Source organism: Microlunatus sp. YIM B11417 (assembly GCF_059617205.1).
In genome coordinates, this window is the sequence record NZ_JCAMPJ010000011.1 from 108,368 (window position 1) to 134,829 (window position 26,462).

The window sequence follows — 26,462 nt, forward strand, 5'->3', positions numbered from 1 at the left end:
CCGCCGCTGCTACTGTCGTGCCCGTGACACACCCGCGGGCCCAGACGGTGCTGGCCGATCCGGCTCGGGCGGCGATCTTCCTGGTTCTGACGGTACGAGACGGCGCCGAGGACGTGGTCCGCGACGCGCTGGCCGACGTCGCCGGGCTGACCCGGGCGGTGGGCTTCCGGGTCCCGGAGGGACGGCTGACCTGCGTCACCGGGATCGGCGCCGAGCTGTGGGACCGGCTCTACGACGCGCCGCGGCCGGCCGGGCTGCACCCGTTCCGGCCCGTCGCCGGGGCGACCCACACCGCTCCCGCGACGCCGGGCGATCTGCTGTTCCACCTCCGGGCGAACCACACGGACCTGTGCTTCGAGCTGGCGTACCAGCTGGTCACGCGGCTGGCCGGAGCGGTCGATGTGGTCGACGAGGTGCACGGCTTCCGGTCCTTCGACGAACGGGACCTGCTCGGCTTCGTCGACGGCACCGAGAACCCGACCGGCGCCGACGCCACCGAGGCCGTCGTGATCGGCGACGAGGATCCCGCCTACGCCGGCGGCAGCTACGTGATCGTGCAGAAGTATCTGCACGACCTGGACAGCTGGAACCGGCTGCCGGTCGAGGCGCAGGAGCACGCCGTCGGCCGCCGCAAGCTGAACGACATCGAGCTGCCGGATTCGGTCAAGCCGTCCAACGCGCACGTGGCGCTGACGACGATCGTCGACGACGACGGCACTGAGCGGCAGATCATCCGGGACAACCTGCCGTTCGGCCGGATCGGCAGCGCCGAGTTCGGCACCTACTTCATCGGGTACGCCGCCGACCCGGACGTGATCGAACGGATGCTGCGGAACATGTTCCTCGGCGACCCGCCCGGCAACCACGACCGGCTGCTCGACTTCTCCACGGCGATCACCGGGTGCCTGTTCTTCGTGCCGACCGTCGACCTGCTGGAGGACGGCCCCGGAGAACCCGCACCGGTCGAAGCCGACGGCAGCGGCACCGTCGCGTCCAGCGGCTCGTTGGACATCGGGAGCCTGAAAGGGAGTGACCAAGGATGAACAACCTGCACCGCGAGCTCGCCCCGGTCTCCGACGCAGCCTGGGCGGAGATCGAGGCCGAGGCGAAACGCACCTTCACCCGCGAGATCGCCGGCCGCCGGGTCGTCGACGTGGTCGGGCCGGCCGGGCCCGCCCTGTCCGCGGTCGGCACCGGGCACCTGCGCGAGCTCGCGTCGCCGGCCGACGGCCTGTCGGTACGGCAACGCCGGGTCCAGGAACTGGTCGAGCTGCGGGTGCCGTTCACCGTGACCCGGGACGCCGTCGACGACGTCGAGCGCGGTTCCCGGGACTCGGACTGGCAGCCGGTGAAGGATGCCGCCAAGACCATCGCGACCGCCGAGGACCGGGCCATCGTGCACGGGTTCGAGGCGGCCGGGATCGGCGGAATCGGCCCGGGCAGTTCGAACCCGGAACTGGCGCTGCCGGCCGACGCCCAGGAGATCCCGGACGTCGTCGCCCGGGCGATCAGCGCGCTCCGGCTGGCCGGGGTCGCCGGGCCGTACAGCCTGCTGCTGCCGGCGGCCGCGTACACCGCGGTGGCCGAGACGACCGATCACGGCTATCCGGTCCTCGATCACCTGGACCGGCTGCTCCGCGACGGCGACATCGTCTGGGCGCCCGCCCTCGATCATGCACTGCTGCTGTCCACCCGGGGCGGTGACTACGAGCTGCACCTGGGGCAGGACCTGTCGATCGGCTACCTGTCCCACGACGACTCGACGATCCGCCTGTATCTCCAGGAATCGTTGACGTTCCTGGCGCTGACCGCCGAGTCCAGCGTCGTGCTGCGCTGATGATCACGGGCTGACCTGATCATGGTGCGTTCGGTGGCTGTCCTGTCCGACGTGCACGGCGTGCTGCCGGTGCTGGAGGCGATCCTGGCCGAGCCGGACGTGATCGCGGCCGACCGGATCGTGATCACCGGCGATCATGTCGCCGGCCCGCAGCCGGTCGCGGTGCTGGACCGGCTGGCCGGGCTGGGCGACCGGGCGATCCTGGTCCGCGGCAACGCCGACCGCGAGGTGGTCGACCTGGCCCGGTCGCCGCGGCCGGACGCGATCGCCGAGTCCGCCTGGGCGGCCGGGCAGCTCCGTCATGATCAACTCGAGCTGCTGGCCGGCCTGCCGCACCCGGTGGTCCTCGCGGTCGACGGCTTCGGCGACGTGGTGTTCTGCCACGGGACGCCGCGGGACGACGACGAGGTGGTGCTGGTCGACTCCCCCGTCGAGCGCTGGGCCGAGGTGTTCGCCGGGCTGCCCGGGACGGTGCGGACCGTCGTCTGCGGCCACACCCACATGCCGTACGTCCGGTTGGTGGACCGGCGGACCGTGATCAATCCGGGCAGCGTCGGCATGCCGTACGGGAACGTCGGCGGCGCCTGGGCCCTGCTCGCCGACGGCCAGGTGTCGCTGCGGCGGACCGCGACCGACCCGGCCGCCGTGATCGCGCGGGTGGTCGCGGAGTCCGACTATCCGGACGTGGCGGCCTGGACCGAGACGTACCTGACCGGGACCATCAGCGACGTCGAGGCGCTCGCCGTGATGCGCGCCCGCGCCGGCTGAGCGGCGAGCATGATCATCAACGGGCTCGGCCGACCGTGCCCCGACCGTCGGGACGGTGTCGGCCCGGCAGAATGACCTCCATGCTGTCCGCGGAGCCGACGCCGGTGATCATCTTCCACTCCACCCTCGGCCTGCGGCCGGTGGAGCTCGCGGCGGCAGAGCGGATCCGCCGGGCCGGGCACCCGGTCGTGGTGCCCGACCTGTTCGGCGGCGAGGTCGCGGCCGAGGTGGACGGAGTGCCGTCGGTGCCGGCCGGCTTCGAGCTGCAGCGCCGGATCGGCTGGGACACCGTGCTGGGCCGGGCCCGCGCCGCGCTCCGCGACCTGCCGCCCGCGACCGTACTCTGCGGGTTCTCGATGGGGGTCGGCGTGATCGCCGACCTGTGGCCGGAGCGGCTCGCGGCCGCCGCCGTCCTGCTGCTGCACGCGACCACGCCGGTGCCGGAGGGCGTGGCGCCGGGCACCCCGGTCCAGACCCATGTCGCGGTCGACGACCGGTTCGCGCCGGAGCACCGGCTGGCGGCGTTCCGGGACAGCGTGACCGCGATCGGCGTGGCCGGCACCCTGTTCCGGTATCCGGACGCCGGGCACTTCTTCACCGACCCGACCCTGCCCGATCACGACCCGGAGGCGGCGGAGTCGGCCTGGCAGCGGATCGAGACGGTCCTGGCCGGGGTCTGATCGTCCGGGCTCAGGGCGAGCCGGGCAGGGCGCCGAGGGTGAGCCAGGCGAAGCCCAGGTAGCCGTGGTGCCCGGCGAGCCACTCCCGGCGGCCCTCGTCCAGCCGCCGGCGCAGGCCCGCGGCGTCCGGATGACCAGGATGGGCCAGCAGCCATTCCTCCTGGTTCCGGACCAGCCCGCACTCGTACGCGTTCCATTCGGACTGGGACACCTCGTGCAGGTCGAGCAGCCGGAAGCCCGCCGCGGCGGCCGCGTCGACGACCTCGGCGAGCGGCCGGCTCTCGGCCAGCGTGGCACCGCCCCACATGATCGCGAGCCGCTCCGGCGGCGGCTCGAGCAGCCAGTAGTCGATGCCGAACAGCAGCCGGCCGCCATCGGCGACCAGCCCGCGCAGGGCCGCCAGCGCCGTGCCGACCTCCGGATCGAAGGCGTGGTGCGCACCGACGCTGAGCACCAGGTCGTGCCGGCCGCGGTACGCCGCGGCGTCCCCCACGTCGAGACGGACCCGGTCGGTCAATCCCCTGGCCTCGGCCGCCGCGCGGCCGCGGTCGACGTCGTCGGCCTCCAGATCGATCCCGATTCCGGTGGCGCCGGGCACCGCCTCGAGCACCCGGAACAGCAGCTCACCCCAGCCACAGCCGAGGTCGGCCACCGACTGCGGCCGGGCCGCGGCCAGGTCGGCCACGATCCGGTCCAGCCGGTCCGGGTCGATCGGTGAGTTCAGCGCCAGGGAGAGCCCGTTGATCGGGACGGTGGAGGTCATGGTCGACCACCCTGGTCGATCGGCGACCCCGCCCGCATCCGGTTTTCGGCCCTCCGCCCGCCGCGGTCACCCGCGGCCCTGCCCGGACCGACTCAGCGCAGTTCCTCGGCCGGCGTGGCGGGCTCGGCGGGATCATGATCATCGATCCACTTGGACTTGATCAGGCTGGCCACCGTGGTCACCACCAGGACGACGATGATCACCATCAGCGACAGCCAGGTCGGCACCTCCGGCACGACGTGCGGATCGATCCCGACCCAGGACAGCACCGGGGTCGCGTGCAGCGCGTGCATGATCAGCTTCACGCCGATGAAGGCCAGGATCACCGACAGTCCCAGCGAGAGGTAGACCAGCCGGCGCAACATGCCGCCGAGCAGGAAGTAGAGCTGGCGCAGGCCCATCAGGGCGAAGACGTTGGCGGTGAAGACGAGGTACGGCTCCTGGGTCAGCCCGTAGATCGCCGGAATCGAGTCCAGCGCGAACATCAGGTCGGTGCTGCCCAGCGCGATGATCACCATCAGCATCGGCGTAGCCATCCGGCGGCCGTCGATCCGCGGGACCATCCGGGTGCCGTGGAACTCGGTGGTGGACGGGATCCGCCGCTTGACCCACCGCATCGCGATGTTGTCCGGTGCCTCGTCCTCGTCGTCGTGCTTGCGGTAGTCGATCACCAGCCGGACCGCGGTGAAGATCAGGAACGCGCCGAACAGGAAGAACACCCCGGCGAAGGCGTTGATCACCACGGCGCCGAGGGCGATGAAGATGCCGCGGAAGACCAGGGCCAGCACGATGCCGACCATCAGCGCGAACTGCTGCAGGTGCCGCGGCACCTTCAGCGCGCCCATGATGATGATGAAGATGAACAGGTTGTCGATCGACAGGCTGTATTCGGTCAGCCAACCGGCGAAGAACTCGCCCGCGTAGCGTGCACCGGAGACGGCCCAGACGCCGAAGCCGAAGATCACCGCCAGCGCGATGTAGATGCCGATGAAGATCCCGGCTTCCTTCATCGACGGTTCGTGCGGCCGGCGGCCGATCACGAATACGTCGAGCGCCAGGATCGCGACGGTGACGCCGACCGTGATGATCCAGGCATACAGATGAACGTCCATGCGTGGCCTTCCGAGACTTGGGCAGGGGGAACCCTCTCGGAGGTCTCTTCCGCCGGGGATGTCCGGCCACGGCGCCGGGGAGTCGTACGGATCGCTGGTCTGTGATCCGCCGACCGCCGTGGTGACGACGCCGCGCGGGGGAATACTCCCCTCCGGCGGCAATTGTTCCAGGAGTCACCCGGGCTGGGAAATTTGACAAGCCCACCCGGCGTGCCACCGACAACGGCCGCTGCACAGCACAGCGCGCCGACCCCACCCCGCTATTCCGGAACGCGGCTCCGGTCGGCTGAGACCTCCGCCACACGCGCTCCCGGCCCCCGCGGGTTCGGCCTCGGCGAGGGTCAGCGGTTGGCTTCGACCATCTGGCGCAGTTCCTTCTTCAGCTCCGAGATCTCGTCGCGGAGGCGGGCGGCGACCTCGAACTGGAGGTCGGCGGCGGCGGTGTGCATCTGGTCGGTCAGGTCCTGGACCAGGTCGGCCAGGTCGCCGGCGGGCAGGCCGGCGAGCTCGCGGGCCCGTTCGCTCAGGTCGGCCGCCTTGCCCAGCGCCGGAACCGCCGCCTTCTGGCGCCGGCCGCCGCGCTTGGACAGCAGGTCGTCGGTGTCGGCGTCCTCGCGGGCCAACATGTCGGTGATGTCGGCGATCTTCTTGCGCAGCGGCTGCGGGTCGATCCCGTTGGCCTTGTTGTAGGCCTCCTGCTTCTCCCGCCTCCGGTTTGTCTCCTCGATCGCGGCGGCCATCGAGTCGGTGATCGTGTCCGCGTACATGTGGACCTGGCCGGACACGTTCCGGGCGGCCCGGCCGATCGTCTGGATCAGGCTCTTCGCGCTGCGCAGGAAGCCTTCCTTGTCCGCGTCGAGGATCGCCACCAGCGACACTTCGGGCAGGTCGAGGCCCTCCCGGAGCAGGTTGATGCCGACCAGCACGTCGAAGGCTCCGGTCCGCAGGCCGCGGAGCAGCTCGACCCGCTGCAGGGTGTCCACCTCCGAGTGCAGATATCGGGTCTTGATCCCGTTCTCCAGCAGGTAGTCGGTGAGGTCCTCGGCCATCTTCTTGGTCAGCGTGGTGACCAGGACCCGCTCCGACTTCTCGGTCCGCGCCTTGATCTCGCCCATCAGGTCGTCGATCTGGCCCTGGGTCGGCTTGATCACGACCTCGGGATCGACCAGGCCGGTCGGCCGGATCAACTGCTCGACGAAGCCGTCGGACCGGGCCATCTCGTAGTCGCCCGGCGTCGCCGACAGGTAGATCGTCTGCCCGATCCGCTCGACGAACTCCTCGAACCGGAGCGGTCGGTTGTCCAGTGCGCTGGGCAGCCGGAACCCGTGGTCGACCAGGGTCCGCTTCCGGGACGCGTCGCCCTCGAACATGCCGCCGATCTGCGGCACGGTCACGTGCGACTCGTCGACCACCAGCAGGAAGTCCTCCGGGAAGTAGTCGAGCAGGCAGTTCGGCGGTTCGCCGGCCTCCCGCCCGTCCATGTGCCGGGAGTAGTTCTCGATGCCGGAGCAGGTGCCGATCTGCCGCATCATCTCGATGTCGTAGCTGGTCCGCATCCGCAGCCGCTGCGCCTCCAGCAGCTTGTTCTGCTGCTCCAGCTCGGCCAGCCGCTCGGCCAGCTCGGCCTCGATCTTGGCGATCGCCTGCTCCATCCGGTCCGGTCCCGCGGAGTAGTGGCTGGCCGGCATCAGGAAGACCTCCTGGTCCTCCGAGACCACCTCGCCGGTCAGCGGGTGCATCGTCGACAGTGCCTCGATCTCGTCGCCGAAGAACTCGACCCGGACCGCCATCTCCTCGTACTTCGGGAACACCTCGAGGGTGTCGCCACGGACCCGGAACGTGCCACGGGTCCCGGCCAGGTCGTTCCGCACGTACTGGATCGCGACCAGCTTGCGCAGCAGCGCGTCCCGCTCGATCTCCTGCCCGACCCGGAGCTGGACCATCTGATCGAGGTACGCCTCCGCGCTGCCCAGGCCGTAGATCGCCGAGACGGTCGCGACCACGACCACGTCACGCCTGGTCAGCAGCGAGTTGGTGGCCGAGTGACGGAGCCGCTCGACCTCCTCGTTGAGCGAGGAGTCCTTCTCGATGTACGTGTCCGTCTGCGGAACGTACGCCTCCGGCTGGTAGTAGTCGTAGTACGAGACGAAGTACTCCACCGCGTTCTTCGGGAAGAACTGCCGCAGCTCGTTGGCGAACTGCGCCGCCAGCGTCTTGTTCGGCTGCATCACCAGCATCGGCCGCTGCACCCGCTCGGCCAGCCAGGCCACGGTCGCCGTCTTGCCGGTGCCGGTCGCGCCGAGCAGCACGACATCCTGCTCGCCGGCGCCCAGCCGGCGCTCCAGGTCGTTGATCGCCGCCGGCTGGTCGCCGGCAGGCTCGAAGTCGCTGTGCACCTTGAACGGCGCGACAGTACGGATCAGTTCATCCAGCGGACGCATGCGTCGAGCCTACGACCCGGCACTGACAACGCCACGATCGCTCAGCCGGTCAGGGCCGGCCGCCTGCTGCGACCGGCCCTGAGCCGCCCTCCGCTCGAGGGTCAGATCATCGAGCTGAGCATCGAGCCGTTGATCGCGCCCCAGTCCTTGCTGAGCTTCTCGGTGTTGCTGTTCGAGGTGTAGTAGACGGTGCTGGCGGCGAGCGTGCCATCCGACTTCAGCGCCATCAGGCAGTTGACCATGAGCTGGCCCGAACCGCCGCTGCCGGTCACCGTGCCGGACACGCCGCAGCTGGCGATCGAGAGGCCGGACGCCTCGGAGGCCTTGGCCTCCAGGAACTTGGCGTTGGTCATCTTCTTCGCGATCTGCTGCATGAACGAGTCGCAGACCTGGTCGACCGCGTCGCTGATGTCGGTCACGGTCTGGCCGGTCCACTGGTCCTCGCCGTTGCTGTACCGGACCACCGATCCGCTCTTGCCGAGATCGGACCAGCCGTTCGGGATCCGCACGCTGACGCCGTTGCCGAGGCTGACCTGCTCGCCACCGCCGCCGCTGCCGGTCGGGTCGTCGGACGGCTGCTCGCTGGTCGGGTCGTCCGACGGCGGCTCACTGGTCGGGTCCTCGCTCGGCTCCTCGGAGGGATCCTCGGTCGGCCCGTCGGTCGGCGGCTGGGTGTTGGTCGGCGTGATCGTCGCCTCCGGACCGGCGGCGTTGCGGTTGAGCAGCATGAAGATGCCGCCGATCGCGACCAGCAGCACGACCGCCGCGACCACGATGCCGATCACCATGGCGCCACTGCGCTGCGGCGGCCGGCCGGAGCCGCCCGGCGGCTGCTGCTGATACCCGCCGCCACCGCCGCCGTACCCGCCGGGGCGGTTCTGCTGCTGATAGCCCGGCTGCTGGTAGCCCTGTTGCTGGCTGGGCTGCTGGTAGCCGCCCTGCTGCCCGTAGCCGCCCTGCTGGCCGTAGCCCGGCTGCTGTTGCCCGTAGCCGCCCTGCTGCCCGTAGCCGCCCTGCTGCTGACCCCAGCCCTGCTGGGGTTGCTGCGGCTGCTGGGGTTGCTGCGGCTGGCCCTGCTGCGGCGGCCAACCCGGCTGGCCGCCCTGCTGCTGGCCCCACTGTCCCGGCTGCTGGCTCACGACCGGCCCTCCTCACCGTCGGTCGGACGCGCTTCCGGCGCCGAAGTCTCGGCCTCCTCCGTGGTCGGCTGCTGCTCCGCCGGAACAGCCTCTTCCGGTACGACCTCGTCAGCCGGTACGACCTCGTCGGTCGGTACGGCGGCGTCGGCCGGGCCGGCGTTCTCGAAGGTCGCGGTCTGCTCGGCCGGGGCGGGCGGCATCTCGGGCGCCGGCTGCGGCGCGACACCGGCCGGCGGCTGCGTGTCCGGCGGGTACACCGGGACCGTGTCCTCGGTCTCCGCGCCACCCGGCACGACGGCGTCGGGCAGCGCGGCGGCCGCGGCCACCATCGCCTGGCCGCGGACGTGGTGCGCCTTCGGCTGCACCCGGACCGCGGTGCCGCAGGCGTTGCAGAACGCGGCGTGCTCGAGCAGCGGCATCTCGCAGCGGGCGCAGAAGCCGAGCTCCCCGTCCTCTCCGATGCCGCCCTCGCGGGCGGTCCGCTCCAGCGCGGCCTCCATCAGGCCGGTGTGCAGCACGGTCCGTACCCGCAGGATCAGGATGGCCAGGATCAGCACGCCCCAGATCACGTTGAGCGAGATGCTCAGGGCGAGGTTGCCCAGGAACGAGAAGAGGTAGAGGCCGCCCTGGTAGGCGATGTTGGCCACGACGGCCTCGGCCAGGCCGCGGAAGTAGCGCGGCGTGAAGCCGTCGTAGCCGCGGCCGAGACCGGAGAACTCGGCGCAGGCGATGCCGGTCGCGGTGCCCATCAGCAGCGGCTTGACGAAGCCCTCGAGGAACATCAGCGGCACCCAGACGCCCGGGTCCGCCGCCTGCAGGCCGCCGGTCAGCAGGTCCCAGTGCCGGACCAGGGTGTCGAACGTCGCGTACGAGACGCCGGAGATCACGCCGAAGGTCAGGCCGTCCATCAGGTCGTCGAACTGCGGCCGGCTGGCCAGCACCAGCGGGCCGACCTGCCGGATCGCCTCGCCGATGATCGGCACCAGGAGCGCCGCGATCAGGAAGCCGCCGACGGACGGGCCGCTGCCGAGGCCCTCCAGGTCCGTGGTGATCACCCGTGGGCCACCGAGGCCGCGCCACCAGATGATCGTGAAGACGATGGCCAGGACGCCGGTCAGGCCGAACGCCATCGCGGTCACCGGCACCGGGGCGTCGTCCCACAGGTTCACGTCGTACAGATAGACGATGTAGACCAGCGGGATCGCGAACGCGGCCACCAGCACGGCGATCGGCAGGGCGCCGAAGATCGCCGCGACGAGGGCGACCACCAACGCGAACACCAGCGCGATCCGGTACGTCTGCGGACGTTCCCCGGTCCCCCGCGGCATGATCGTCGAGATCAGCGCGAACGACGTGACCGGCTCGTCCGGCTTGACCGCGAACGCCTTCCGGCGGGCTTGGTCACCGGAGCGCTGGTCCTGGCCGCAGACGTGACAGTAGTGCGCGACCTCGGGGAGTTCGGCTCGGCATCGTGGACACTCCACGCGAGTCCTCCTACGGGCTTGGCCGTATCGGCAACGGCGTCTTTCGACGTTCACCCGGAATGTGCAGCCGAATCAGCGGCCGCAGGGTGCGTCCGCCGGAGAGTATGTCACTTCGCGTCTCGAATGTCGTGGACGCGACGCCACAACCGGTCCACCTCGCCCGGCAACGCCTCGGCCGGCCCGGTGTTGTCCACCACCAGGTCGGCCGCGGCCAGTCGTTCCGCCCGGCTCGCCTGGGCCGCCAGCCGCTCCTCGACCTGTCGTTCGTCCAGGCCGTTGCGGCGCCGCAGCCGTTCCCGCTGCTGGGCCGGGTCGGCGTCGACGACGATCACCAGGTCGAAGCCGTCGGCCAGGCCGGCCTCGACCAGCAGCGGGATCACCTGGATCACGACGGCGTCGGCCGGCGCCGCCCGCTCCAGCTCCTCGGCCCGCTGCCGTACCAACGGGTGGGTGATCGCCTCGAGATCACGCCGGGCCGCCGGGTCGGCGAAGATGATCTTGCCGAGCGCTGCCCGGTCGAGCTGATCACCGTCCAGCACCCCGGGCCCGAACCGTTCGACGACCGCCGCCAGCCCGGGAGTTCCGGGAGCGACCACCTCGCGGGCCAGCAGGTCCGAGTCGATGATCACCGCACCGCGCTCGCGGAGCAGGTCCGACACCGCCGTCTTGCCCGAGGCGATGCCCCCGGTCAACGCGATCCGCATCCAGATCCTTTGCCGATAAGACGAAACGGCCCCGGGCGCTCGCGCGTCCGGGGCCGTTCGTGGTGATCAGTTGCTGCTGCCGGTCAACTTCTCGCGCAGGGCCTGCAGAGCCTCGTCCGAGGCCAGCGAGCCCTCCGGCGCGCTGGGGGTCGGAGCGGAGCTGCTGCTGCTGCTCGAGTACGAAGCGGACGACGGCGGCGCGGCGACGTCACCGTTCTCGGCCTCGGCCACCTGCTTCTTGTGGGCCTCCCAGCGGGCGTGAGCCTCGGCGTACTGCTGTTCCCAGGCCGCCTGCTGCTCCTCGTACCCTTCGAGCCACTCGCCGGTCTCCGGATCGAAGCCCTCGGGGTAGATGTAGTTGCCCTGCTCGTCGTAGTTCGCCGTCATGCCGTAGAGGGCCGGGTCGAACTCGTCGGAGCTGACGTCGACGCTCTCGTTGGCCTGCTTCAGCGACAGCGAGATCCGGCGACGCTCCAGGTCGATGTCGATGATCTTGACCATCACATCGTCGCTGACCTGGACGACCTGCTCCGGGATCTCCACGTGGCGCTCGGCCAGCTCGGAGACGTGGACCAGGCCCTCGATGCCGTCCTCGACCCGGACGAACGCGCCGAACGGCACCAGCTTGGTGACCTTGCCCGGAACGATCTGGCCGATCTGGTGCAGCCGCGCGAACGCCTGCCACGGATCTTCCTGGGTCGCCTTCAGCGACAGCGAGACGCGCTCGCGGTCCATCTCGACCGACAGCACCTCGACCGTGACCTCCTGGCCGACCTCGACCACCTCGGACGGGTGGTCGATGTGCTTCCAGGACAGCTCGGACACGTGCACCAGGCCGTCCACGCCGCCGAGATCGACGAACGCGCCGAAGTTGACGATCGAGGAGACCACACCCTTGCGGATCTGGCCCTTCTGCAGCTGGGTGAGGAAGGACTGCCGCACCTCGGACTGGGTCTGCTCGAGCCAGGCCCGGCGAGACAGCACGACGTTGTTGCGGTTCTTGTCCAGCTCGATGATCTTCGCCTCGAGCTCCTGGCCGACGTACGGCTGGAGGTCGCGGACGCGGCGCATCTCCACGAGGGAGGCCGGCAGGAAGCCGCGCAGACCGATGTCGAGGATCAGGCCGCCCTTGACGACCTCGATCACCTGACCGGTGACCACACCGTCCTCGTCCTTGATCTTCTCGATCGTGCCCCAGGCGCGCTCGTACTGAGCCCGCTTCTTGGACAGGATGAGCCTGCCCTCTTTGTCCTCTTTCTGCTGGACCAGAGCCTCGACCTCGTCGCCGACGCTGACCACGTCGTGCGGGTCGACATCGTGCTTGATCGAGAGTTCCTTGGAGGGGATCACGCCCTCCGTCTTGTAACCGATGTCGAGCAGGACCTCGTCCCGGTCGACCTTGACGACGGTGCCGGTCACGATGTCACCGTCGTTGAAATACTTGATGGTTGCGTCGATAGCCTCGAGGAAGGCTTCGGGCGAGCCGAAGTCGTCTACGGCGACCTGCGGCGGGGCCTCAAGGGAGGACGTCATGTAGTAGGGCTCCGATATGGCTGGACTAGATTTTGGGTGTTGCTGCAGCCCGATCCGTACAAACCGTTCCGCCGAGACCGTGAAGTGCTGCCAGCTGCCCAGGGTGTACGAGCGTGACCCACTCCGTCCGAGGTCGCGCAGGCCACAGCGACACATCAGCCTATCGCCGCGGACAAAGCAGGGTCAATTTGAGGTCCGCTACCCGAGCTCGTGCACGGTACCGTCGGCCAGGGCCGCCAGCCCCGCTTCGACCCTGCGACGGCTGCGCGGACCCAGGCGGTCGCCGATCCGGTCGACCTCGACGAAGGCGTACGACCTGAGTTCGTCGGCCGGCAGCCGGATGGCCGCGATCTCGGCCTCGGTCAGCACGCCGCCGTCGTAACCGAACTGCAGGGAGCCGTACGGGTCCGTCGGCGGGTCGGGCCGCACGGTGTTGATCACCAGCAGCCGGCCGATCGGCCGGTCCAGTCCCAACTCCTCCAGCACCTCGCGGCGGCAGGCGGTGCTCGGTGACTCGTCGATCTCGACGGTGCCGCCCGGCAGCAGCCAGTCCGGCCGGTAGGTCGGCTCCACCAGCAGCACCCGGCCGTCCTCGTCCCGGATCAGCGCGCCGGCCCCGAGCCGGCGCCGCGGCAGTGTCGCCAGGAAGCTCGTCCGGTCCAACTGCTCCCCGCTCACCGGCCCGAGTGTAGAACGAGGATGCCCGGTGTCGGTGGCCGCACTCACCCGGTCCCCCTTCCGACGAGGGTGCTGATCAGCATCCCGCCGGCGACGCCGACGAAGAGGAGGCCGAACACGAGGTACAGGACCAGGTCGAGGCCCGGCGCCAGGCCGTAGGTCAGGGCGTCGGTGATCATGGCCACCGGGACGAAGCTCAGGAACATCCAGGCGAGCAGGCGGAAGGCCATCATGAAGGGGCCGTCCCACCAGCCGAAGAACAGCCCCCAGAGGAGCAGCCCGAGGCCGAAGTGGGCCAGGTAGAGCCAGTAGCCGAAGCTGCGCCCGGACTCGGGCAGGAACCAGGCGGTCGCGCCCATCACCTCGAGGCCGACGACCTCGCCACGCCAGGTCCGCAGGTTGGCCGGCTGCCCCACCTCGGCCTTGCCGTAGAAGGCCGAGGACACGTCGTGGGACTCCCGGTCGCCGCCGGCCCGCTGCCAGGTCACCCTGTAGTGGGTCGTCGTCGTGGTCGTGCCCGGCTGGCCGTTCGTGCCACCGGAGGTCGAGGTCGTGGTGTACGTGTCCCGGTCGACGATCGTGCCCGGCTCGTCGCCGAAGCAGGCGTCCTCGCCGCCGTGACACTGGACGGCCGCGCGGAACTCCTGGGTCTGCCGGAAGGGACCGACTGAGCCGATCAGCGCCACCACGAGGACCACCAGGCCGAGGCCGGCCAGGACCCACCGCCACCCGCTGCGCCGGTCCGGCCACCGACGATCACGGACCGGCCGCCGGCGCCGACCGGGGCCCAGGATCATCCTCCAACCCTCTCCCGATCTGGCGCCCCCACACCAGGGCCTCCGCGAACCTGATCGGATCGCGAACGACTCGGCGAGCTCGGCCTCCGACCACCCGCCGCTGAGCGCCCAGGAGAAGGGGGGCAGGGAACGGAAGGAGGGTGCCCAGGTGTCGGTGGGCGGCGGTAGGTTCGGAGCATGTGCCGAAACATCACCACGCTGCGTGGACTCGACCCGCCCGCCACCGACGAGGAGATCACCGCCGCCGCGGTCCAGTTCGTTCGCAAGGTCACCGGCGTGACGAAGGTGACCGACGCCACCCGGGAACCGTTCGAGGAGGCCGTGGCGGAGATCTCCGGCATCGTGACCCGGTTGCTCGGCTCGCTGCCGGAGCGGCGGCAGCCGCCGAAGAGCGTGCCGCCGCTGCGCCGGCCCGAGGTCCAGGCGCGGATCGCGCAACGGATCAAGGAGCGCGAGGAGCACGAGCGGATGCACGAACTGGGGATCGCCCACACCCACTGACCGGGCGAGCGAGCCACGGAGGTAACTGGATGCACGCCGCAGCGGCGGCGCGAGCGGTCGCCGCGGCGCGAGCGGTCGCCGGCGGGCTCGGCCTGCCGGCCGACGGCGACCCGATCGTGCTGCACGACTCGAACAAACTCACCGTGCGGCTGCTGCCGTGCGACGTCGTCGCCCGGGTGGCGCCCGAAGCGGAGCAGAACGCGCAGTTCGAGGTCGAGTTGGCGCGCCGGCTCGCGGCGGCCGGCTGCCCGGTCGCCGAGCTCGATCCGCGGGCAGAACCGCGCGTGCATCGGCGGGACGGGTTCACGGTGACGCTGTGGACCCACTACGACAGCGTCGGTCGCGGCGAGATCCGGCCGGCCGACTACGCCGCCGCGCTGGCCCGGCTGCATGCCGGCATGCGCCGGGTCGACTTTCCGACGCCGAGCTTCACGGACCGGGTCGCCGAGGCGCAGCGACTCGTGGCCAGCCCGGTGCGGACCCCGGCGCTCGACGGGCCGGATCGAGCTCTGCTCCGGGACGCGCTGGACCGGCTGGGACGGAAGCTGGACGGGCACGGCGATGATCAACTCCTGCACGGCGAGCCCCATCCGGGCAACCTGCTGGCCGGACCGGACGGGCCGGTGTTCGTCGACCTGGAGACGTGTTGCCGCGGCCCGGTCGAGTTCGATCTCGCGCACGCGCCCGACGAGGTCGCCGAGCACTACCCCGGCCTGGATCCCACGCGGCTGCGGGCCTGCCGGAGCCTGGTCCTGGCGATGATCACGACCTGGCGCTGGGATCGTGACGACCAGCTGCCGAACGGGACGGCCCTGGGCCTCGAGTGGCTCGGCCGGCTCCGCGTCGCACTGGCTCGCCATGGCTGAGCAGCCCGCCGTGCCGGTGGACCGGCTCGGTGCCGAGTGGGAGCGCCATCGGCCCGCCGTCTTCGGCGTGGCGTACCGGCTGCTGGGCAGTGTGGCCGACGCCGAGGACGTGGTCCAGGACGTCTGGCTGCGGGCCGCGGGGGCGGACCTCGGCGGGGTCGATGATCTTCGCAGCTGGCTGGTCACGGTGGCCGCGCGGCGGTCGTACGACATCCTCAAGAGCGCCCGGGTGCGCCGCGAGTCCTATGTCGGGCCCTGGCTGCCGGAACCGCTGCTGACCGGGCCGGACGCCGCCGAGCCGGTGCTGGTCGACGAGTCGGTGAGCACGGCGATGCTGTTGATCATGGAGGAGCTGCGCCCGCCCGAGCGGGTGGCGTTCGTCCTGCACGACGTCTTCGGGCTGACCTTCGACAAGATCGCCCAGGTGCTGGACGTGACGGTTCCGGGTGCCCGGCAGCTCGCTTCCCGGGGTCGCCGGCGGCTGACCGCGGCGCGGCAGACCACTCCGCAGGCATCGAAGGCCGTCCGGGAACACGCGCTGACCACCTTCCGTGCCGCGTATCTGGCCGGCGACCTGGCCGGACTGGTCAAGCTGCTGCATCCGGACGCCGTCTACGTCACCGACGGCGGCGACAAGGCCGCGGCGGCGCGCAAGGCGATCCACGGCGGTCAGCGGATCGCCGAGGTGATGGTCCGGGTGGGTCGCCAGTGGCGGCCGGACCGGATCGAGTTCGCCGAGGTCGGCGGCGAGCCGGCCCTGGTGTTCTACCGGGACGGCGGCGTCTACTCGGTCGACACGGTGCAGTTCGCGGACGGGATGATCACCGCGTACCGCCGGGTGATCAATCCGGACAAGCTCGGCCACCTCTGAGTCCGCGGTGCGGGCGGGCCGTCACGTCCCGCGCGGCTACCTCGTCTCCCTGACGAAACCGTCGTGATCACTCTTCGTCAAGGAGCCCTCGTGCAAGCCATCACCGTTCGCGATCGTCAGGCGGGCCTCGCCGGACTGGCGCTGACCGACCTGCCGTACCCGCATGCCGCCGAGAACGACGTCGTCGTCCGGGTGCACGCCGCGGGCTTCACCCCGGGCGAGCTCGACTGGCCGGCCACCTGGACCGACCGGGCCGGTCGGGACCGGACGCCGAGCGTGCCCGGCCACGAACTGTCGGGTGTCGTCGCCGGACTCGGCTATGGCACCACCGGGCTGACGGTCGGCCAGCGCGTCGTCGGGATGGCGGACTGGGCGCGCGACGGCTCGCTCGCCGAGTTCACGGCGGTCGAGGCCCGCAACCTCGTCCCGCTGCCGGCGGACGTCGACCACACCGTGGCGGCCGCCCTGCCGATCTCCGGGCTGACCGCCTGGCAGGCGTTGTTCGACCACGGCCGGCTCACCGCCGGTCAGACCGTGCTGATCCACGGCGCGGCCGGCGGGGTCGGATCGCTCGCCGTACAGCTGGCGCGCGAGGCCGGCGCCCGGGTGATCGGCACCGGCCGGGCCGCCGACCGGGACCGCGCACGCGAACTCGGCGCCGCGGCCTTTCTCGATCTGCAGACCGACCGGCTCGAGGACGCCGGACCGGTCGATCTGGTGCTCGACGTGATCGGCGGCGACGTGCAGGCCCGCTCGGCCGCCCTGGTCCGGCCCGGCGGGACGCTGGTCACCATCGCCGCGCCGCCCGAGGTCCACCCGGAGCAGGGGCGGTCCGTCTTCTTCGTCGTCGAACCCGACCGGGAGCGGCTGGCCGAGCTCGTCGCCCGGGTACGGGACGGCCGGCTGCGGCCGGTCGTCGGTGCGGTACGGACGCTCGCCGAGGCCCCGGCTGCCTTCTCCCCCGGCGAGCGCGTCCCGGGCAGGACGATCATCCGGGTGTCGGCGGACTGACCCGCCGGTCAGGCGCCGGGCTTCTGGCCGGCGGCGTCCTGGTAGCGCTCGGCATAGGTGGGCGAGTCCTTGATCAACTCGTCGCAGAAGGCGGCGACGTCGGTGCCGGTGAGTTCCAACACGCCCTTACCGGCCGCGGCGCCCTCCTCGAAGAAGTCGACCAGCTCGGCCAGCAGGTTGCCCTCGGTCAGCGAGACCGGCCCGACCTTGAACAGGTAGCGCTGCAGTTCCTCGTAGACGATCTGGTAGTCCGGCGGCAGCGCCCTGACCCGGGCCAGGTGGGCCCGCCACTGCTTCTTGCCCTCGATGATGTCCTGAATTCCCATGTCAGCCTCCCAACCGCTCCAATTTCCTGGCCACGTTGCGGTTCAGCTGCTCCCGCCACCGGTCGCGATAGGTCCGCCGGCCCTGGTTCCCGGTCAGCGCCGCGCAGAATCCGGGGAGGTCGTCGCCGAGCACGTCCTGCACGCTTTGCCCTTCGGCCGCGGTCTCCTCGAGCAGGCCGAGGACGCCGTCCAGGATGGGCATCAGCTTCCGCCCCGAGAAGTCGCCCGGGACGGCGAGCTGGAACTTGATCGTGTCCCAGGCTGCCTTGTGGTCGGCCGGCAGGGCCGCGGCCCGTGCCTCGAACGCCTTCCATTCCCTGGTCAGATCGCTGCCGGTGATGGTTTCCCAGAAGTTCATCTGTCCTCCTTGAGCTTGTCGATCCGCGCGGCGAGGTAGTCCCATTTGGCCCAGAACGTCGCCAGTTCCGCCCGGCCCGCGTCGTTGAGCGCGTAGAACTTGCGCGGCGGGCCCTGCTCGGACGGCCGCTTCGTCACCCGGACCAGCCCGTTCCGCTCCAGCCGGACCAGGATCGTGTAGACCGTGCCCTCGACCACGTCCGGGAAGCCGAGTTCGTTCAGCCGGCGTGTGATCGCGTAGCCGTAGGTCTCCTCGCCGCGGATGATCTCGAGCACGCAGCCCTCGAGCGTCCCCTTGAGCATCTCCGTCAGGCCCTCCACCGCGCACCCCTCGTTGGTACTGAGTGTTACCAAGTACCACTACACAGTAGCACTAGGTAGCGCGAAGGTCGACCAGCGTCAGGGCTGCCGACGGGACTCGGGCGGCCCGGCAGCGGTCCCCCAGGTGGTCAGGCAGAACGGATGCCCGGCCGGATCCAGGTAGACCCGGAAGACCGCCGGCTCCGGCTGGGTCGCGCACTTCCTCGCGCCCGCCGCGAGCACAGCGCGCTCGGTCCCGTCCAGGTCGGCGGTGCTGAAGTCCAGGTGGGCCTGCTGCGGTACCGCCGAATCGGGCCAGGTCGGCGCCCGATGATCGGGATCGCGCTGGAAGCCGAGGCTGACCGTCTCCAGCCGCAGCTCGACGAACGCCTCCGTCACCACGGTGAGCGCCCCACCGCAGATCGCCCGATAGAACTCGGCCAGCCGCGCTGGGTCCGGGCAGTCCAGCGTCGGCCCCCACAGCGGTGCCGGTCCGGTCACGTCGCCGTGCGTACGTACAGCTGGGCGGTGTTCTTGTTGGCCAGGCCGCCGAGGGCGCCGAGGGCCCAGAACCGGAGCGTGACGTCGGCCGCGCCGGCGCCGAGGCGGACCCGGAACCGGGTGTCCTGCCGGGCCGCCCCGGTCAGCTCGGTGTCCGGGGCGTCGACCTCCAGGCCGGGCAGCCGCGACCAGCGCAGCTGCAGCGGTCCGGTCACGTAACCCTGGTTGAGCACGGCGACGTCGATCTCGGCCCACTCCCCCGGCCGGACCGGCGCGACGGGAAGTTCGGTCCGGGCCGCCTCGACCCGGCCCTCGGGGTTGATCGTCACCACGAACGCCGCGTCCTCGACGGCCGGCGTGCAGCAGGAACAGCCCGGTTCGCAGGACATCAGTCGACCTCGCTCTCGTCGCGACGCTCGGCGTAGACGGCCTGCGCCTGGTCGTACGCCAGCCGCGCCGCCGGCCGCTCGGCCGGTCGGATGAAGCCGTGCTTGACCTCCCACAGCTGGTCGACGCAGTCGTGCAGCCACTGGGCGCTCCGTCGCGAGGCCCGGATCGGCCGGCCGGCGATCTCGACGAAGACCGGCGACGTGTGCAGGCTCGGCAGCACCCGCAACGCCACCCACGACGAACGATCCAGGTCGAGGTCGAAGCTGACCTGCTGCTCGGTCCCGTCGGCGACGATCTCCTGGCGCGCGACGGCCTGTCCGTTGACGACGGCCTCGACCGCGACGGTACGGGTGTCGCCGATCCGGGCCCATTCCAGGTGCCAGGCCGATGCGTCCCAGTCCGAGGAACCGTCGCTCGGGACGGTGAGCTCGGCCGGCGCCAGGTCGTAGTCGAAGTCGGGCACGCTCGGCTCCGGCCGCTGCTCCGGCAGCAGCGCGGCGACGGTCGCGGTCAGCCGCACCGGCCCGGCGGCGGCCCGCTGCTGCTCCCGCGACCGGTCGCCGTCCAGGGCCACGTCGAAGGCGTGACTCCGACCGTCCCCGAAGTACGAGGAGCGGGTGCGCAGCCCGTCGATCCAGGCCTCCAGCGCCCGGTCGCCGGCCGGCGGCTCCGGCAGCGACACGTACGTGCGGCCGATGCCGGGCCGCTCGTCGGAGACGCACGGGAAGTCGGTCTCGCCGAGCATCAGGGTCCGGAAGCCGGTGTTGAGCAGGTGGTACCAGACGTTCATCTCGGCCGCGAGCCCGAACTCGGCGCCGGCGATGAAGTCCGCCGCCCCGTGCGGGACGTCGACCACCAGCTCGTTGGAGCCGATCGAGGAGAACGGCGGCAGGTCGAAGTTGGGCAGGTCCCGGGACGGCGTCGCCATGCCGAGGCCGCAGTGGGCGAACCCGGTGAACGCACCCTGCGCCTGCGCCCACTGGTGGATCGGCAGGTTCCAGGACGGCCAGTCCTCCAGCACCGAGGTGCCCGGGTAGTCCTGGTCGGTCAGCCCGAGCAAGATCAGATGGCCCGAGTGGCTGGACGGGAAGCCGGAGATCTCGACGTCGTAGCGGAGCACGCTCTCGCGGTCGGTCTGGGTCGGTTGTGGCTGCCAGGTGACGCCGTTCGCCTCCTGGTGCGACGGGTGCTCCAGGATCGCCGGCGGGCTGATGCTGCGGCCGGTGAAGAACTGCTTCTGGTAGTAGTAGCAGGGCCCCCAGGTGAGCACGCTGGACACCCAGATCGCCTCGCCACGGGCGTGCCTGATCATGGTCTCCGGCGAGACGCCCTCGGTCGGCTGGCTGTAGTGCGAGCAGCCGCCGCCGTGGATGTGCGGGTCGCCGGAGTAGTAGCCGCGCGCAGCCGGGTCGATCCACCGATCCAGCCGTACGGCGAGCGGCGCCGGTCCCGCCGGGTCGACGGTGAACCGGGTGATCACCGGCCGGTACTCGGGACCGCGCCAGGCCGTCACCTCGTACTCGCCTGCCGGCAGCCGGACCGATTCGCCGGTCGCCCGGTACACCTGGTCCTGGAAGAACATGTCCGGCGCCAGCCGCAGCCCACGGTTCGGGTAGACCCGGCCGAGGTCGTCCTTGATCAAGATCGATGCGACGCAGGTCCGGCCGTCCGTGTCGGTCAGGTCGAGCACCACGTCGTGGGCCGGCACGGCGTCCACCTCGACGTCGACCGACGCCGAGCCGACGGTGGCGAGCCGGCGTCGCTGGGTCTGGATCCAGCTGTCGCCGGCGTTGCCGTCGTGGGGCCGGCCGGTGCGGGAGATGCTGATCGGCGCGGCGCGGCGGCCGGCATCCCGGCTGTGCAGGCTGATCACGAAGAACTCCAGTTCGCGCCCGGTCAGCTGGCCCGGACCGTCGAGCTTGAGCTCGTACCACCACGTGTCGCGGATGGTCGCGGCGTGCTCGATCCGGTCCGGCAGGTACGGCCGAGTGACCATCCCGCCGGCCCGGGTGACGTCGCTGCCGCCGCCGGACACGGTGAACGTCGCCTCCAGCCCGCCCGGGTTGACCGCGCAGAGGAGAAAACTGTTCCAGCCGCCCTGCACCAGCCGGGCCGGCTCGCCCGGTTGGACCAGAGTCTCCGGGCCGTGCCGGCCGACGGTGAGCTCGAGCAGCAGGTGTGGCGCGAGCAGCCGCCGCAGTTCGTCGCTGAGGTCTGTGTCCGGGCGGTCGGCCAGCGCGTTCACCGCCTCGCGGAGCGAGGGATCGACGGGTTCGCCGAGTTCGGCCAGCCGGTCCAACGCCCGCGTCGCGGAACTGAGGATCGGCTGCACTGCCGGGTTGGTCGTCGCCAGCTGGTCGGTGTGGTCGAGCGTCACGGTGCTCCCATCGCAGGCCTGCGTCTCCAGCCGATGCTACGTGCGCCGATCACCGGACGGCGAGCGGGTTTCGGGCCGGCCGTGGATGATCGTCCCCGTCGGTCCGGAGTCGGGCCACAGCTTCGCGCACAAGGGAGCCGGGTGCCTGCGGGCAATATGAAATTCTGTTCCATCTATCCTGGCACGATGCGACTGATTGCCGGTGCGTATCCCGCCGCCCCGACCGAATCCGCCGACCAGGCCTCGTTCCTGGCTCACCTGACCGAGTCCGACCTGATCGGCGGTCTTGAACTGCCGTTCATCGATGACGAGGAGCGATGGCTGGCCGGCGCGTTGCCGACCGAGTGGCGCCACGTGGTGACCGCCGCGCCCGTCACCGGGATCCGGAGCCGCAACGACCCGGCCTACGGACTCGCGTCCACCGATCCGACCGGACGCCGCGACGCCATCGCGGTGACCCGATCGCTGCGGGACGCGGTCGAACGATCGGGCCTGACCGTGGCCGCGATCGAGCTCCAGTCGGCCCCGTCCCGGACGGGCACCGCCGAGGCCCTGGCGGAGTCGTTGGCGGAGATCGTGGACTGGGACTGGTCCGGGGCGGCGATCCTCCTGGAACACTGCGATGCGCCGATGGCCGGACACGAACCGGAGAAGGGATTCCTCGCGCTGGCCGACGAGTTGTCGGTCGCGCGGGATCTCGGGCTCGGCGTCGTGATCAACTGGGCCCGATCGGTGATCGAGACGCGGAGCCCGGAGGGTGCCGTGACCCACGTGACAGAGGCGGGTGAGCTCTTGTCGGGACTGATCTTCTCCGGGGTCGCGGACGTGCCGCTCAACGGTCATGCCGCCTGGGTCGACGCGCATCTGCCGCCGGCGCCGATCGAACCGGCCTCGCTGCTCACCGCCGAGCACATCGCACGCACTCGGGCCGCGGGCCGACCGGACGTCATCCTCGGTGCGAAAGTACGCGCGGGCTCGGCAGACCGCAGTCCGCAGCAGCGGGCCGAGTCCGTCCTCGAGGCGTTGCGCCTGGTGCTCACGCCTGCGTGACGAACCGACGGTGGGAGCCGCCCGCGTGTCCAAGAAGTGACGAACAACGGGCGGCTCCCGTTCGCAGGCGTCAGATCGCCATCGACGCGTCGATCTCTTCCTGTGCCACGTTGCCGTGCAGGGCCGCATAGAACGGATGTCCCGGAACCAGGTCGGCTCGGCTCACCGGGCCGCCGGAGATCGACGAGGCGTAGAGCGCCGTGACGAACTCCATCGTCGGCCGCGTGCTGGCCAAGGTGGTGTCGTGAGGCCGGCCGGCGAGCAGGTCGTCGACCACCCGGGTCAACTGGGCCCGGTGGCTGCTCGGCACCTCGGGGCCGGCGGACGCCGTCCACGGATCGGTTTCATGATCAGCTTCGGCGCCGGCGGCCAGGTCCCCGGTCGCGGTCCGGACACCGGGATCGAGCCCGAGCTTGGCCGCCTTGCCGGCGTTCGGCGCCGGCTGGAAAGTCCAGTCGGCGTCCTTGTAGCCGTACACATGATCGACTTCGAGGGTGCCGCCGGTCGCGTCGATCCGGATCCGACTCAGTTCGCGCGGCGACAGCAGGCTGTTGATCACGGTCGCGACGGCGCCGCTCTCGAAGATCACCGTGGCCAGCGACACGTCCTCGAACTGCACCGGCCGGTCCAGCCGGACGGCCGTCGCGGTGAGCGACCGCCACGGACCGAGCAGGTGCAGCAGCAGATCGATCTGGTGGATCCCGTGGCCGAGCGTCGGGCCGCCACCCTCGCCCACCCAGGTGCCGCGCCAGTCCGGGTCGAAGTAGCTGCGCGGCCGGAACCAGAGCGTCTCGCAGACGGCGACCTGCGGGGTGCCGAGCGCCCCGCGGGCCAGCAGATCGGCGGCCCGGAGCGCGCCGGATCCGTGCCGGTGCTGGAAGATCACGTACGCGGAGCCGTCACTGGCCTGCTCCGCCTCGGCGATCGCGTCCAACTCGGCCAGCGACAGCACCGGCGGCTTCTCGATCAACACCGAGGCACCCGCGCGGAGCACCTCGATCGCGATCTCGGCATGGCTGCCGGGTGGCGTCGACACCGAGACCAATTCCGGCTGCTGCGCCGACAGCAGCTCGGTGACGTTCCCGTACGGCTTCGACCCGAACTTCTCCGCTGCCGCCTCGGCCCGTTCGGGCACGATGTCGGCGACCCCGACCAGATCGGTCCGACCGGAGTCGGCGTACCCCTCCAGATGCCGGCGGCTGATCCCGCCGCAGCCGACGACGGCGACCTTGAGCTTGCGATCACTCCCCTCCTGCACCGTGTTCACCGCGCCGCTCCGCGGACGGTCGCGTTCTGCTGGGCGGTCAACGCCAGCCGCATCGTCTCGAACGTGTGCTCCTGCGGCGCGGCCGTCGTGGTCCGCTCCCGTACGTCTCGGACCAGGGCCGGGTAGTACGGCAGCTCGACGTCGCTGCAGTCGATGTAGTGGGTGCCCTCCTGGTCGACCAGGAACAGGTGGTTGCCGCCCTCGCGGCCCTCGAGGTCGACGTACTTGCGCATCTCGATGTAGCCCTGGGTGCCGAGCACCATCAGCCGCCCGTCACCCCAGGTCGGCAGCCCGGCCGGGGTGTACCAGTCGACCCGGACGTAGCCCTGCGCGTTCTCGCTGCGGAGCAGGACCTCCCCGAAGTCCTGCAGGCCGGGCGTGTCCGGATTGGCGAAGTTGCCGACCGTGCTGGCCACCACCTCGGCCGTCTTCGACCCGGTGAACCAGAGGAACTGGTCGATCTGGTGCGAGGCGATGTCGGCGATGATGCCGCCGTAGCGCTGGTTGTCGAAGAACCAGTCCGGCCGGCCCTGGCCGTCGCCGAGATGGCCGCGGTCGCCGACCCGGTGCGGGCCGAGCCCGAGGGTCTGCACGACGGTGCCGATCCGGCCCTCGCGGACCAGCTCGCCGGCCTTGATCACGCACGGCACCTCGAACCGCTCCGAGAACGTCACCGACCAGAACCGGCGGGTCTCGGCGACCGCCTTCTCGATCTCGGCGAGTTGATCAAGTGTGACGCAGCCCGGCTTGTCCGCGACGACGTCCTTGCCGGCCCGGAGCGCGGCGACGGCGATCGGCCCGCGCCGGTCCGGCACCGCGGCCGTGACGACCAGGTCGATGCCGTCCCGGATCGCCAGCTCGTCGGGATCGTCGGCCACCTCGACGTCCGGGTGGCGCTCCCGGACCTTGGCGGCGATCGCCGCGTCCGGGTCGTCGGTCGCCATCGCGACGAACTCGGCGCCGGACCTGATCAGGCCGGCGATCTGACCGAAGATGTGAGCATGATCAAGACCGACGGCGGCGAACCGTACGGGTTGGGGGGAGGTCATGAATTCCCTTCTCTAGCGTGAATTCTGTGGTTCAACGAGACTCGGCGAGTGCCTTGGTGAACTCCTCCGCAATCTGATCACCGCCGTCAGTCTTCCACTTCTTGACCGCCGGCGCCCAGGCGGAGATCGGCTTGCGGCCGGTGATGATGTCCTCCGCGACGTCGTCGAGCGCCTCGTTGATCTGCGGTCCCTTGCGGCGATCGGTCTCCGAGTACATGCCGGTGACCGGGTTGTCGAGAGCGTTCGGAATGATCTCCTTCATGGCGTTGAAGCACGACTCGGTGCTGTCCTTGTCCTCCGGGAGGAAGATCGTCCACGGCCCGTCGGCCTGGTAGGACAGACCGAGCTGGGTCTCGCTGAAGCCCTTGTCGTTCAGCACCGGCTTGCCGTCGACCATCTTGTGGTGGACGCCCTCGAGCCCGTACTTGCGGAACAGGTACTCCTGGGTGCCGAACGGCGCGGCCAGGAAGTTGAGGTACGAGAGCAGGGTCTCGACCCGGTCCTCGGCGTTCTTGTTGATCGCCGTGGTGCCGATCACGTGACCGCCCAACCAGGTCGCGCCGACACCGGAGCCGTCGGCCTTCGGCGGCGGGATGATCGCGATCCGCGTCTCCTCCTGGACCCTGGTCTGCAGGTAGGTCTGCCAACCGCTGAACGTGTCCAGGACCAGTGGGCTCGACCCGTTGTTGAACCGGACCTTCATGTCCTGGTTCTGGCCCGAGTAGGCGTCCGGGTGGATGTAGCCCGACTTCCAGAGCTGGGTCAGGATCTCGAACACCGCTTCGTGTGCCTCGTGCTCACGGAAGTTGACCAGCTTGCCGCCTTCTTCGGCCCACGTGTTGGGCATGGCGAACATGTTCCGGACGTATTGGGTCGGCGCGGTCGCCAGCGCGAACCGGTTCTTCCGCTTGTCGCTCAACGCCTTGCAGAGTTCGACGAAGTCGTCGGCGCTCTTCACCTCGGCCTTGAGTCCCTGCTCCTCCAGCATGTCCTCGCGGCTGTAGAGAACGCTGGAGCTGATCGCACCGCGCGGAATCGGGATCGCATAGATCTTGCCGCCGAAGATGCACGAGTTCCAGCCCGCCTCGGGCAGGTTCGCCAGGAACGGGTACTTCTTGATGTTGTCGCCGGACAGGTGCGGCGTCAGGTCCACCGCCTTGGCCGCCAGCATCTGCGGGACCTGCGGGATGCCGCCGACCATGAAGATGTCGCCGAGCTTGTTGCCGGCCACCGCGGTGGCGAACTTCTGGGTGTAGTCGACCGAGGGTGTGAGGCTTACGGTGATCGGCGAACCGGCCTGCTTGTTCAGCTCCTGCCAGAAAGCGTTCTGTTCCAGCTTGGGCGGGATCGGCGTGTTCGTGTACGTCGTCACCGAGATCGGCTTGCCGTCGCCCGGCGGATCCGTGATCGCGTCCACCGGTGCCTCGGGGTACTTCAGGAACGCGTCGGGGATCTTGAACTCGGAGCCGGACAGGTCCGGCTTCACGCCCTCGTACCGGACGTACGCGGGACGGACCTGGGTCCGCGACGCCTCGTCGTTGTTACCCGTCGCGCCACCTCGGCCCTCATTGGAGCAGCCGATCACGCCGGCCAGGCCGACCGCCGCGCCTCCGGCGAGCATCGCCCGGCGGGTCACCAGCCGTGGGTCAGGAGTCGTCAT

27 protein-coding genes are annotated in these 26,462 nt (G+C 70.6%); 9 read left to right on the top strand and 18 right to left on the bottom strand.

Going from position 1 to position 26,462, the window contains the following annotated elements:
* The first annotated feature begins 23 nt into the window (after positions 1-23).
* From AC6CCG_RS30985 to AC6CCG_RS31000, 4 genes are all read left to right on the top strand, one after another.
* Positions 24-1,043: a Dyp-type peroxidase gene (locus tag AC6CCG_RS30985; protein WP_496658682.1), complete on the top strand. Its 1,020-nt coding sequence runs from the start codon at positions 24-26 to the stop codon at positions 1,041-1,043.
* Positions 1,040-1,837 carry a family 1 encapsulin nanocompartment shell protein gene (locus AC6CCG_RS30990; RefSeq protein ID WP_496658684.1) on the top strand — a complete coding sequence of 266 codons (798 nt, stop codon included), beginning with the start codon at positions 1,040-1,042 and terminating at the stop codon, positions 1,835-1,837. The genes AC6CCG_RS30985 and AC6CCG_RS30990 overlap by 4 nt, the downstream gene beginning before the upstream one ends.
* A 33-nt stretch (positions 1,838-1,870) precedes the next feature.
* A complete protein-coding gene (locus tag AC6CCG_RS30995) occupies positions 1,871-2,605 on the top strand; it encodes a metallophosphoesterase family protein (RefSeq protein WP_496658686.1) in 735 nt (244 codons plus the stop codon).
* An 80-nt stretch (positions 2,606-2,685) separates the two neighbouring features.
* Positions 2,686-3,285 (top strand): dienelactone hydrolase family protein, encoded by a 600-nt coding sequence (locus AC6CCG_RS31000; RefSeq protein ID WP_496658687.1) that lies wholly within the window; start codon positions 2,686-2,688, stop codon positions 3,283-3,285.
* A 10-nt stretch (positions 3,286-3,295) separates the two neighbouring features.
* On the opposite strand, the gene AC6CCG_RS31005 is transcribed toward AC6CCG_RS31000, so the two are convergent.
* The 9 genes from AC6CCG_RS31005 to AC6CCG_RS31045 all read right to left on the bottom strand — a co-directional run bounded on the left by AC6CCG_RS31005 (position 3,296) and on the right by AC6CCG_RS31045 (position 13,936).
* Entirely contained in the window at positions 3,296-4,048 is a 753-nt protein-coding gene (locus AC6CCG_RS31005) for an SAM-dependent methyltransferase (protein WP_496658688.1), read from the bottom strand.
* Positions 4,049-4,140: 92 nt separating this feature from the next.
* Positions 4,141-5,160: a TerC family protein gene (locus AC6CCG_RS31010; RefSeq protein ID WP_496658690.1), complete on the bottom strand. Its 1,020-nt coding sequence runs from the start codon at positions 5,158-5,160 to the stop codon at positions 4,141-4,143.
* Positions 5,161-5,501: 341 nt separating this feature from the next.
* On the bottom strand, positions 5,502-7,601 hold the full coding sequence (gene uvrB / locus AC6CCG_RS31015; RefSeq protein ID WP_496658691.1) for an excinuclease ABC subunit UvrB: 2,100 nt from the start codon (positions 7,599-7,601) through the stop codon (positions 5,502-5,504).
* Between the two features lie 101 nt (positions 7,602-7,702).
* Positions 7,703-8,740 carry a hypothetical protein gene (locus AC6CCG_RS31020; RefSeq protein ID WP_496658692.1) on the bottom strand — a complete coding sequence of 346 codons (1,038 nt, stop codon included), beginning with the start codon at positions 8,738-8,740 and terminating at the stop codon, positions 7,703-7,705.
* Positions 8,737-10,224, bottom strand: a complete 1,488-nt coding sequence (locus tag AC6CCG_RS31025; RefSeq protein WP_496658693.1) for a PrsW family glutamic-type intramembrane protease — start codon at positions 10,222-10,224, stop codon at positions 8,737-8,739. The genes AC6CCG_RS31020 and AC6CCG_RS31025 overlap by 4 nt, the downstream gene beginning before the upstream one ends.
* Positions 10,225-10,331: 107 nt before the next feature.
* Positions 10,332-10,928, bottom strand: coding sequence for a dephospho-CoA kinase (gene coaE, locus AC6CCG_RS31030; protein ID WP_496658695.1), 597 nt, complete (start codon positions 10,926-10,928; stop codon positions 10,332-10,334).
* A gap of 66 nt (positions 10,929-10,994) precedes the next feature.
* Positions 10,995-12,461 carry a 30S ribosomal protein S1 gene (gene rpsA, locus AC6CCG_RS31035; protein WP_496658697.1) on the bottom strand — a complete coding sequence of 489 codons (1,467 nt, stop codon included), beginning with the start codon at positions 12,459-12,461 and terminating at the stop codon, positions 10,995-10,997.
* A 198-nt stretch (positions 12,462-12,659) separates the two neighbouring features.
* A complete protein-coding gene (locus AC6CCG_RS31040; protein WP_496658698.1) occupies positions 12,660-13,139 on the bottom strand; it encodes an NUDIX domain-containing protein in 480 nt (159 codons plus the stop codon).
* A gap of 44 nt (positions 13,140-13,183) precedes the next feature.
* Complete coding sequence (locus tag AC6CCG_RS31045) at positions 13,184-13,936, bottom strand: hypothetical protein (protein ID WP_496658699.1); 753 nt, start codon at positions 13,934-13,936, stop codon at positions 13,184-13,186.
* Positions 13,937-14,113: 177 nt separating this feature from the next.
* On the opposite strand from AC6CCG_RS31045, the gene AC6CCG_RS31050 reads away from it, so the two are divergent.
* The 4 genes from AC6CCG_RS31050 to AC6CCG_RS31065 all read left to right on the top strand — a co-directional run bounded on the left by AC6CCG_RS31050 (position 14,114) and on the right by AC6CCG_RS31065 (position 17,185).
* Entirely contained in the window at positions 14,114-14,437 is a 324-nt protein-coding gene (locus AC6CCG_RS31050) for a DUF2277 domain-containing protein (protein ID WP_496658700.1), read from the top strand.
* Between the two features lie 29 nt (positions 14,438-14,466).
* Positions 14,467-15,303, top strand: coding sequence for a phosphotransferase enzyme family protein (locus AC6CCG_RS31055; RefSeq protein ID WP_496658701.1), 837 nt, complete (start codon positions 14,467-14,469; stop codon positions 15,301-15,303).
* On the top strand, positions 15,296-16,174 hold the full coding sequence (sigJ, locus tag AC6CCG_RS31060) for an RNA polymerase sigma factor SigJ (RefSeq protein ID WP_496658702.1): 879 nt from the start codon (positions 15,296-15,298) through the stop codon (positions 16,172-16,174). The genes AC6CCG_RS31055 and sigJ overlap by 8 nt, the downstream gene beginning before the upstream one ends.
* A 90-nt stretch (positions 16,175-16,264) precedes the next feature.
* Positions 16,265-17,185 carry an NADP-dependent oxidoreductase gene (locus tag AC6CCG_RS31065; protein WP_496658703.1) on the top strand — a complete coding sequence of 307 codons (921 nt, stop codon included), beginning with the start codon at positions 16,265-16,267 and terminating at the stop codon, positions 17,183-17,185.
* Between the two features lie 8 nt (positions 17,186-17,193).
* Here AC6CCG_RS31065 and AC6CCG_RS31070 read toward each other — a convergent pair whose 3' ends face one another.
* The 6 genes from AC6CCG_RS31070 to AC6CCG_RS31095 form a co-directional block, all read right to left on the bottom strand.
* Positions 17,194-17,511 carry a DUF1048 domain-containing protein gene (locus tag AC6CCG_RS31070; protein ID WP_496658704.1) on the bottom strand — a complete coding sequence of 106 codons (318 nt, stop codon included), beginning with the start codon at positions 17,509-17,511 and terminating at the stop codon, positions 17,194-17,196.
* A gap of 1 nt (position 17,512) precedes the next feature.
* On the bottom strand, positions 17,513-17,869 hold the full coding sequence (locus AC6CCG_RS31075) for a DUF1048 domain-containing protein (protein WP_496658705.1): 357 nt from the start codon (positions 17,867-17,869) through the stop codon (positions 17,513-17,515).
* The gene (locus tag AC6CCG_RS31080; RefSeq protein WP_496658706.1) at positions 17,866-18,189 is read right to left on the bottom strand and encodes a PadR family transcriptional regulator; all 324 of its coding nucleotides are present in this window, start codon (positions 18,187-18,189) and stop codon (positions 17,866-17,868) included. The genes AC6CCG_RS31075 and AC6CCG_RS31080 overlap by 4 nt, the downstream gene beginning before the upstream one ends.
* A gap of 78 nt (positions 18,190-18,267) precedes the next feature.
* Entirely contained in the window at positions 18,268-18,669 is a 402-nt protein-coding gene (locus tag AC6CCG_RS31085) for a VOC family protein (protein ID WP_496658707.1), read from the bottom strand.
* A complete protein-coding gene (locus AC6CCG_RS31090; RefSeq protein WP_496658708.1) occupies positions 18,666-19,058 on the bottom strand; it encodes a hypothetical protein in 393 nt (130 codons plus the stop codon). Before AC6CCG_RS31090 ends, AC6CCG_RS31085 begins: the two co-directional genes overlap by 4 nt.
* Positions 19,058-21,436: a CehA/McbA family metallohydrolase gene (locus tag AC6CCG_RS31095; protein ID WP_496658710.1), complete on the bottom strand. Its 2,379-nt coding sequence runs from the start codon at positions 21,434-21,436 to the stop codon at positions 19,058-19,060. Before AC6CCG_RS31095 ends, AC6CCG_RS31090 begins: the two co-directional genes overlap by 1 nt.
* A 186-nt stretch (positions 21,437-21,622) precedes the next feature.
* Here AC6CCG_RS31095 and AC6CCG_RS31100 point away from each other — a divergent pair, with 186 nt between their 5' ends.
* Entirely contained in the window at positions 21,623-22,486 is an 864-nt protein-coding gene (locus AC6CCG_RS31100; RefSeq protein WP_496658711.1) for a DUF4862 family protein, read from the top strand.
* 70 nt (positions 22,487-22,556) lie between these two features.
* On the opposite strand, the gene AC6CCG_RS31105 is transcribed toward AC6CCG_RS31100, so the two are convergent.
* From AC6CCG_RS31105 to AC6CCG_RS31115, 3 genes are read right to left on the bottom strand one after another with little or no spacing between them, the layout of a single operon-like run.
* Positions 22,557-23,753, bottom strand: a complete 1,197-nt coding sequence (locus AC6CCG_RS31105; protein ID WP_496658713.1) for a Gfo/Idh/MocA family protein — start codon at positions 23,751-23,753, stop codon at positions 22,557-22,559.
* On the bottom strand, positions 23,750-24,802 hold the full coding sequence (locus tag AC6CCG_RS31110) for a Gfo/Idh/MocA family protein (RefSeq protein ID WP_496658714.1): 1,053 nt from the start codon (positions 24,800-24,802) through the stop codon (positions 23,750-23,752). The genes AC6CCG_RS31105 and AC6CCG_RS31110 overlap by 4 nt, the downstream gene beginning before the upstream one ends.
* A 31-nt stretch (positions 24,803-24,833) precedes the next feature.
* A complete protein-coding gene (locus tag AC6CCG_RS31115) occupies positions 24,834-26,462 on the bottom strand; it encodes an extracellular solute-binding protein (protein ID WP_496658715.1) in 1,629 nt (542 codons plus the stop codon).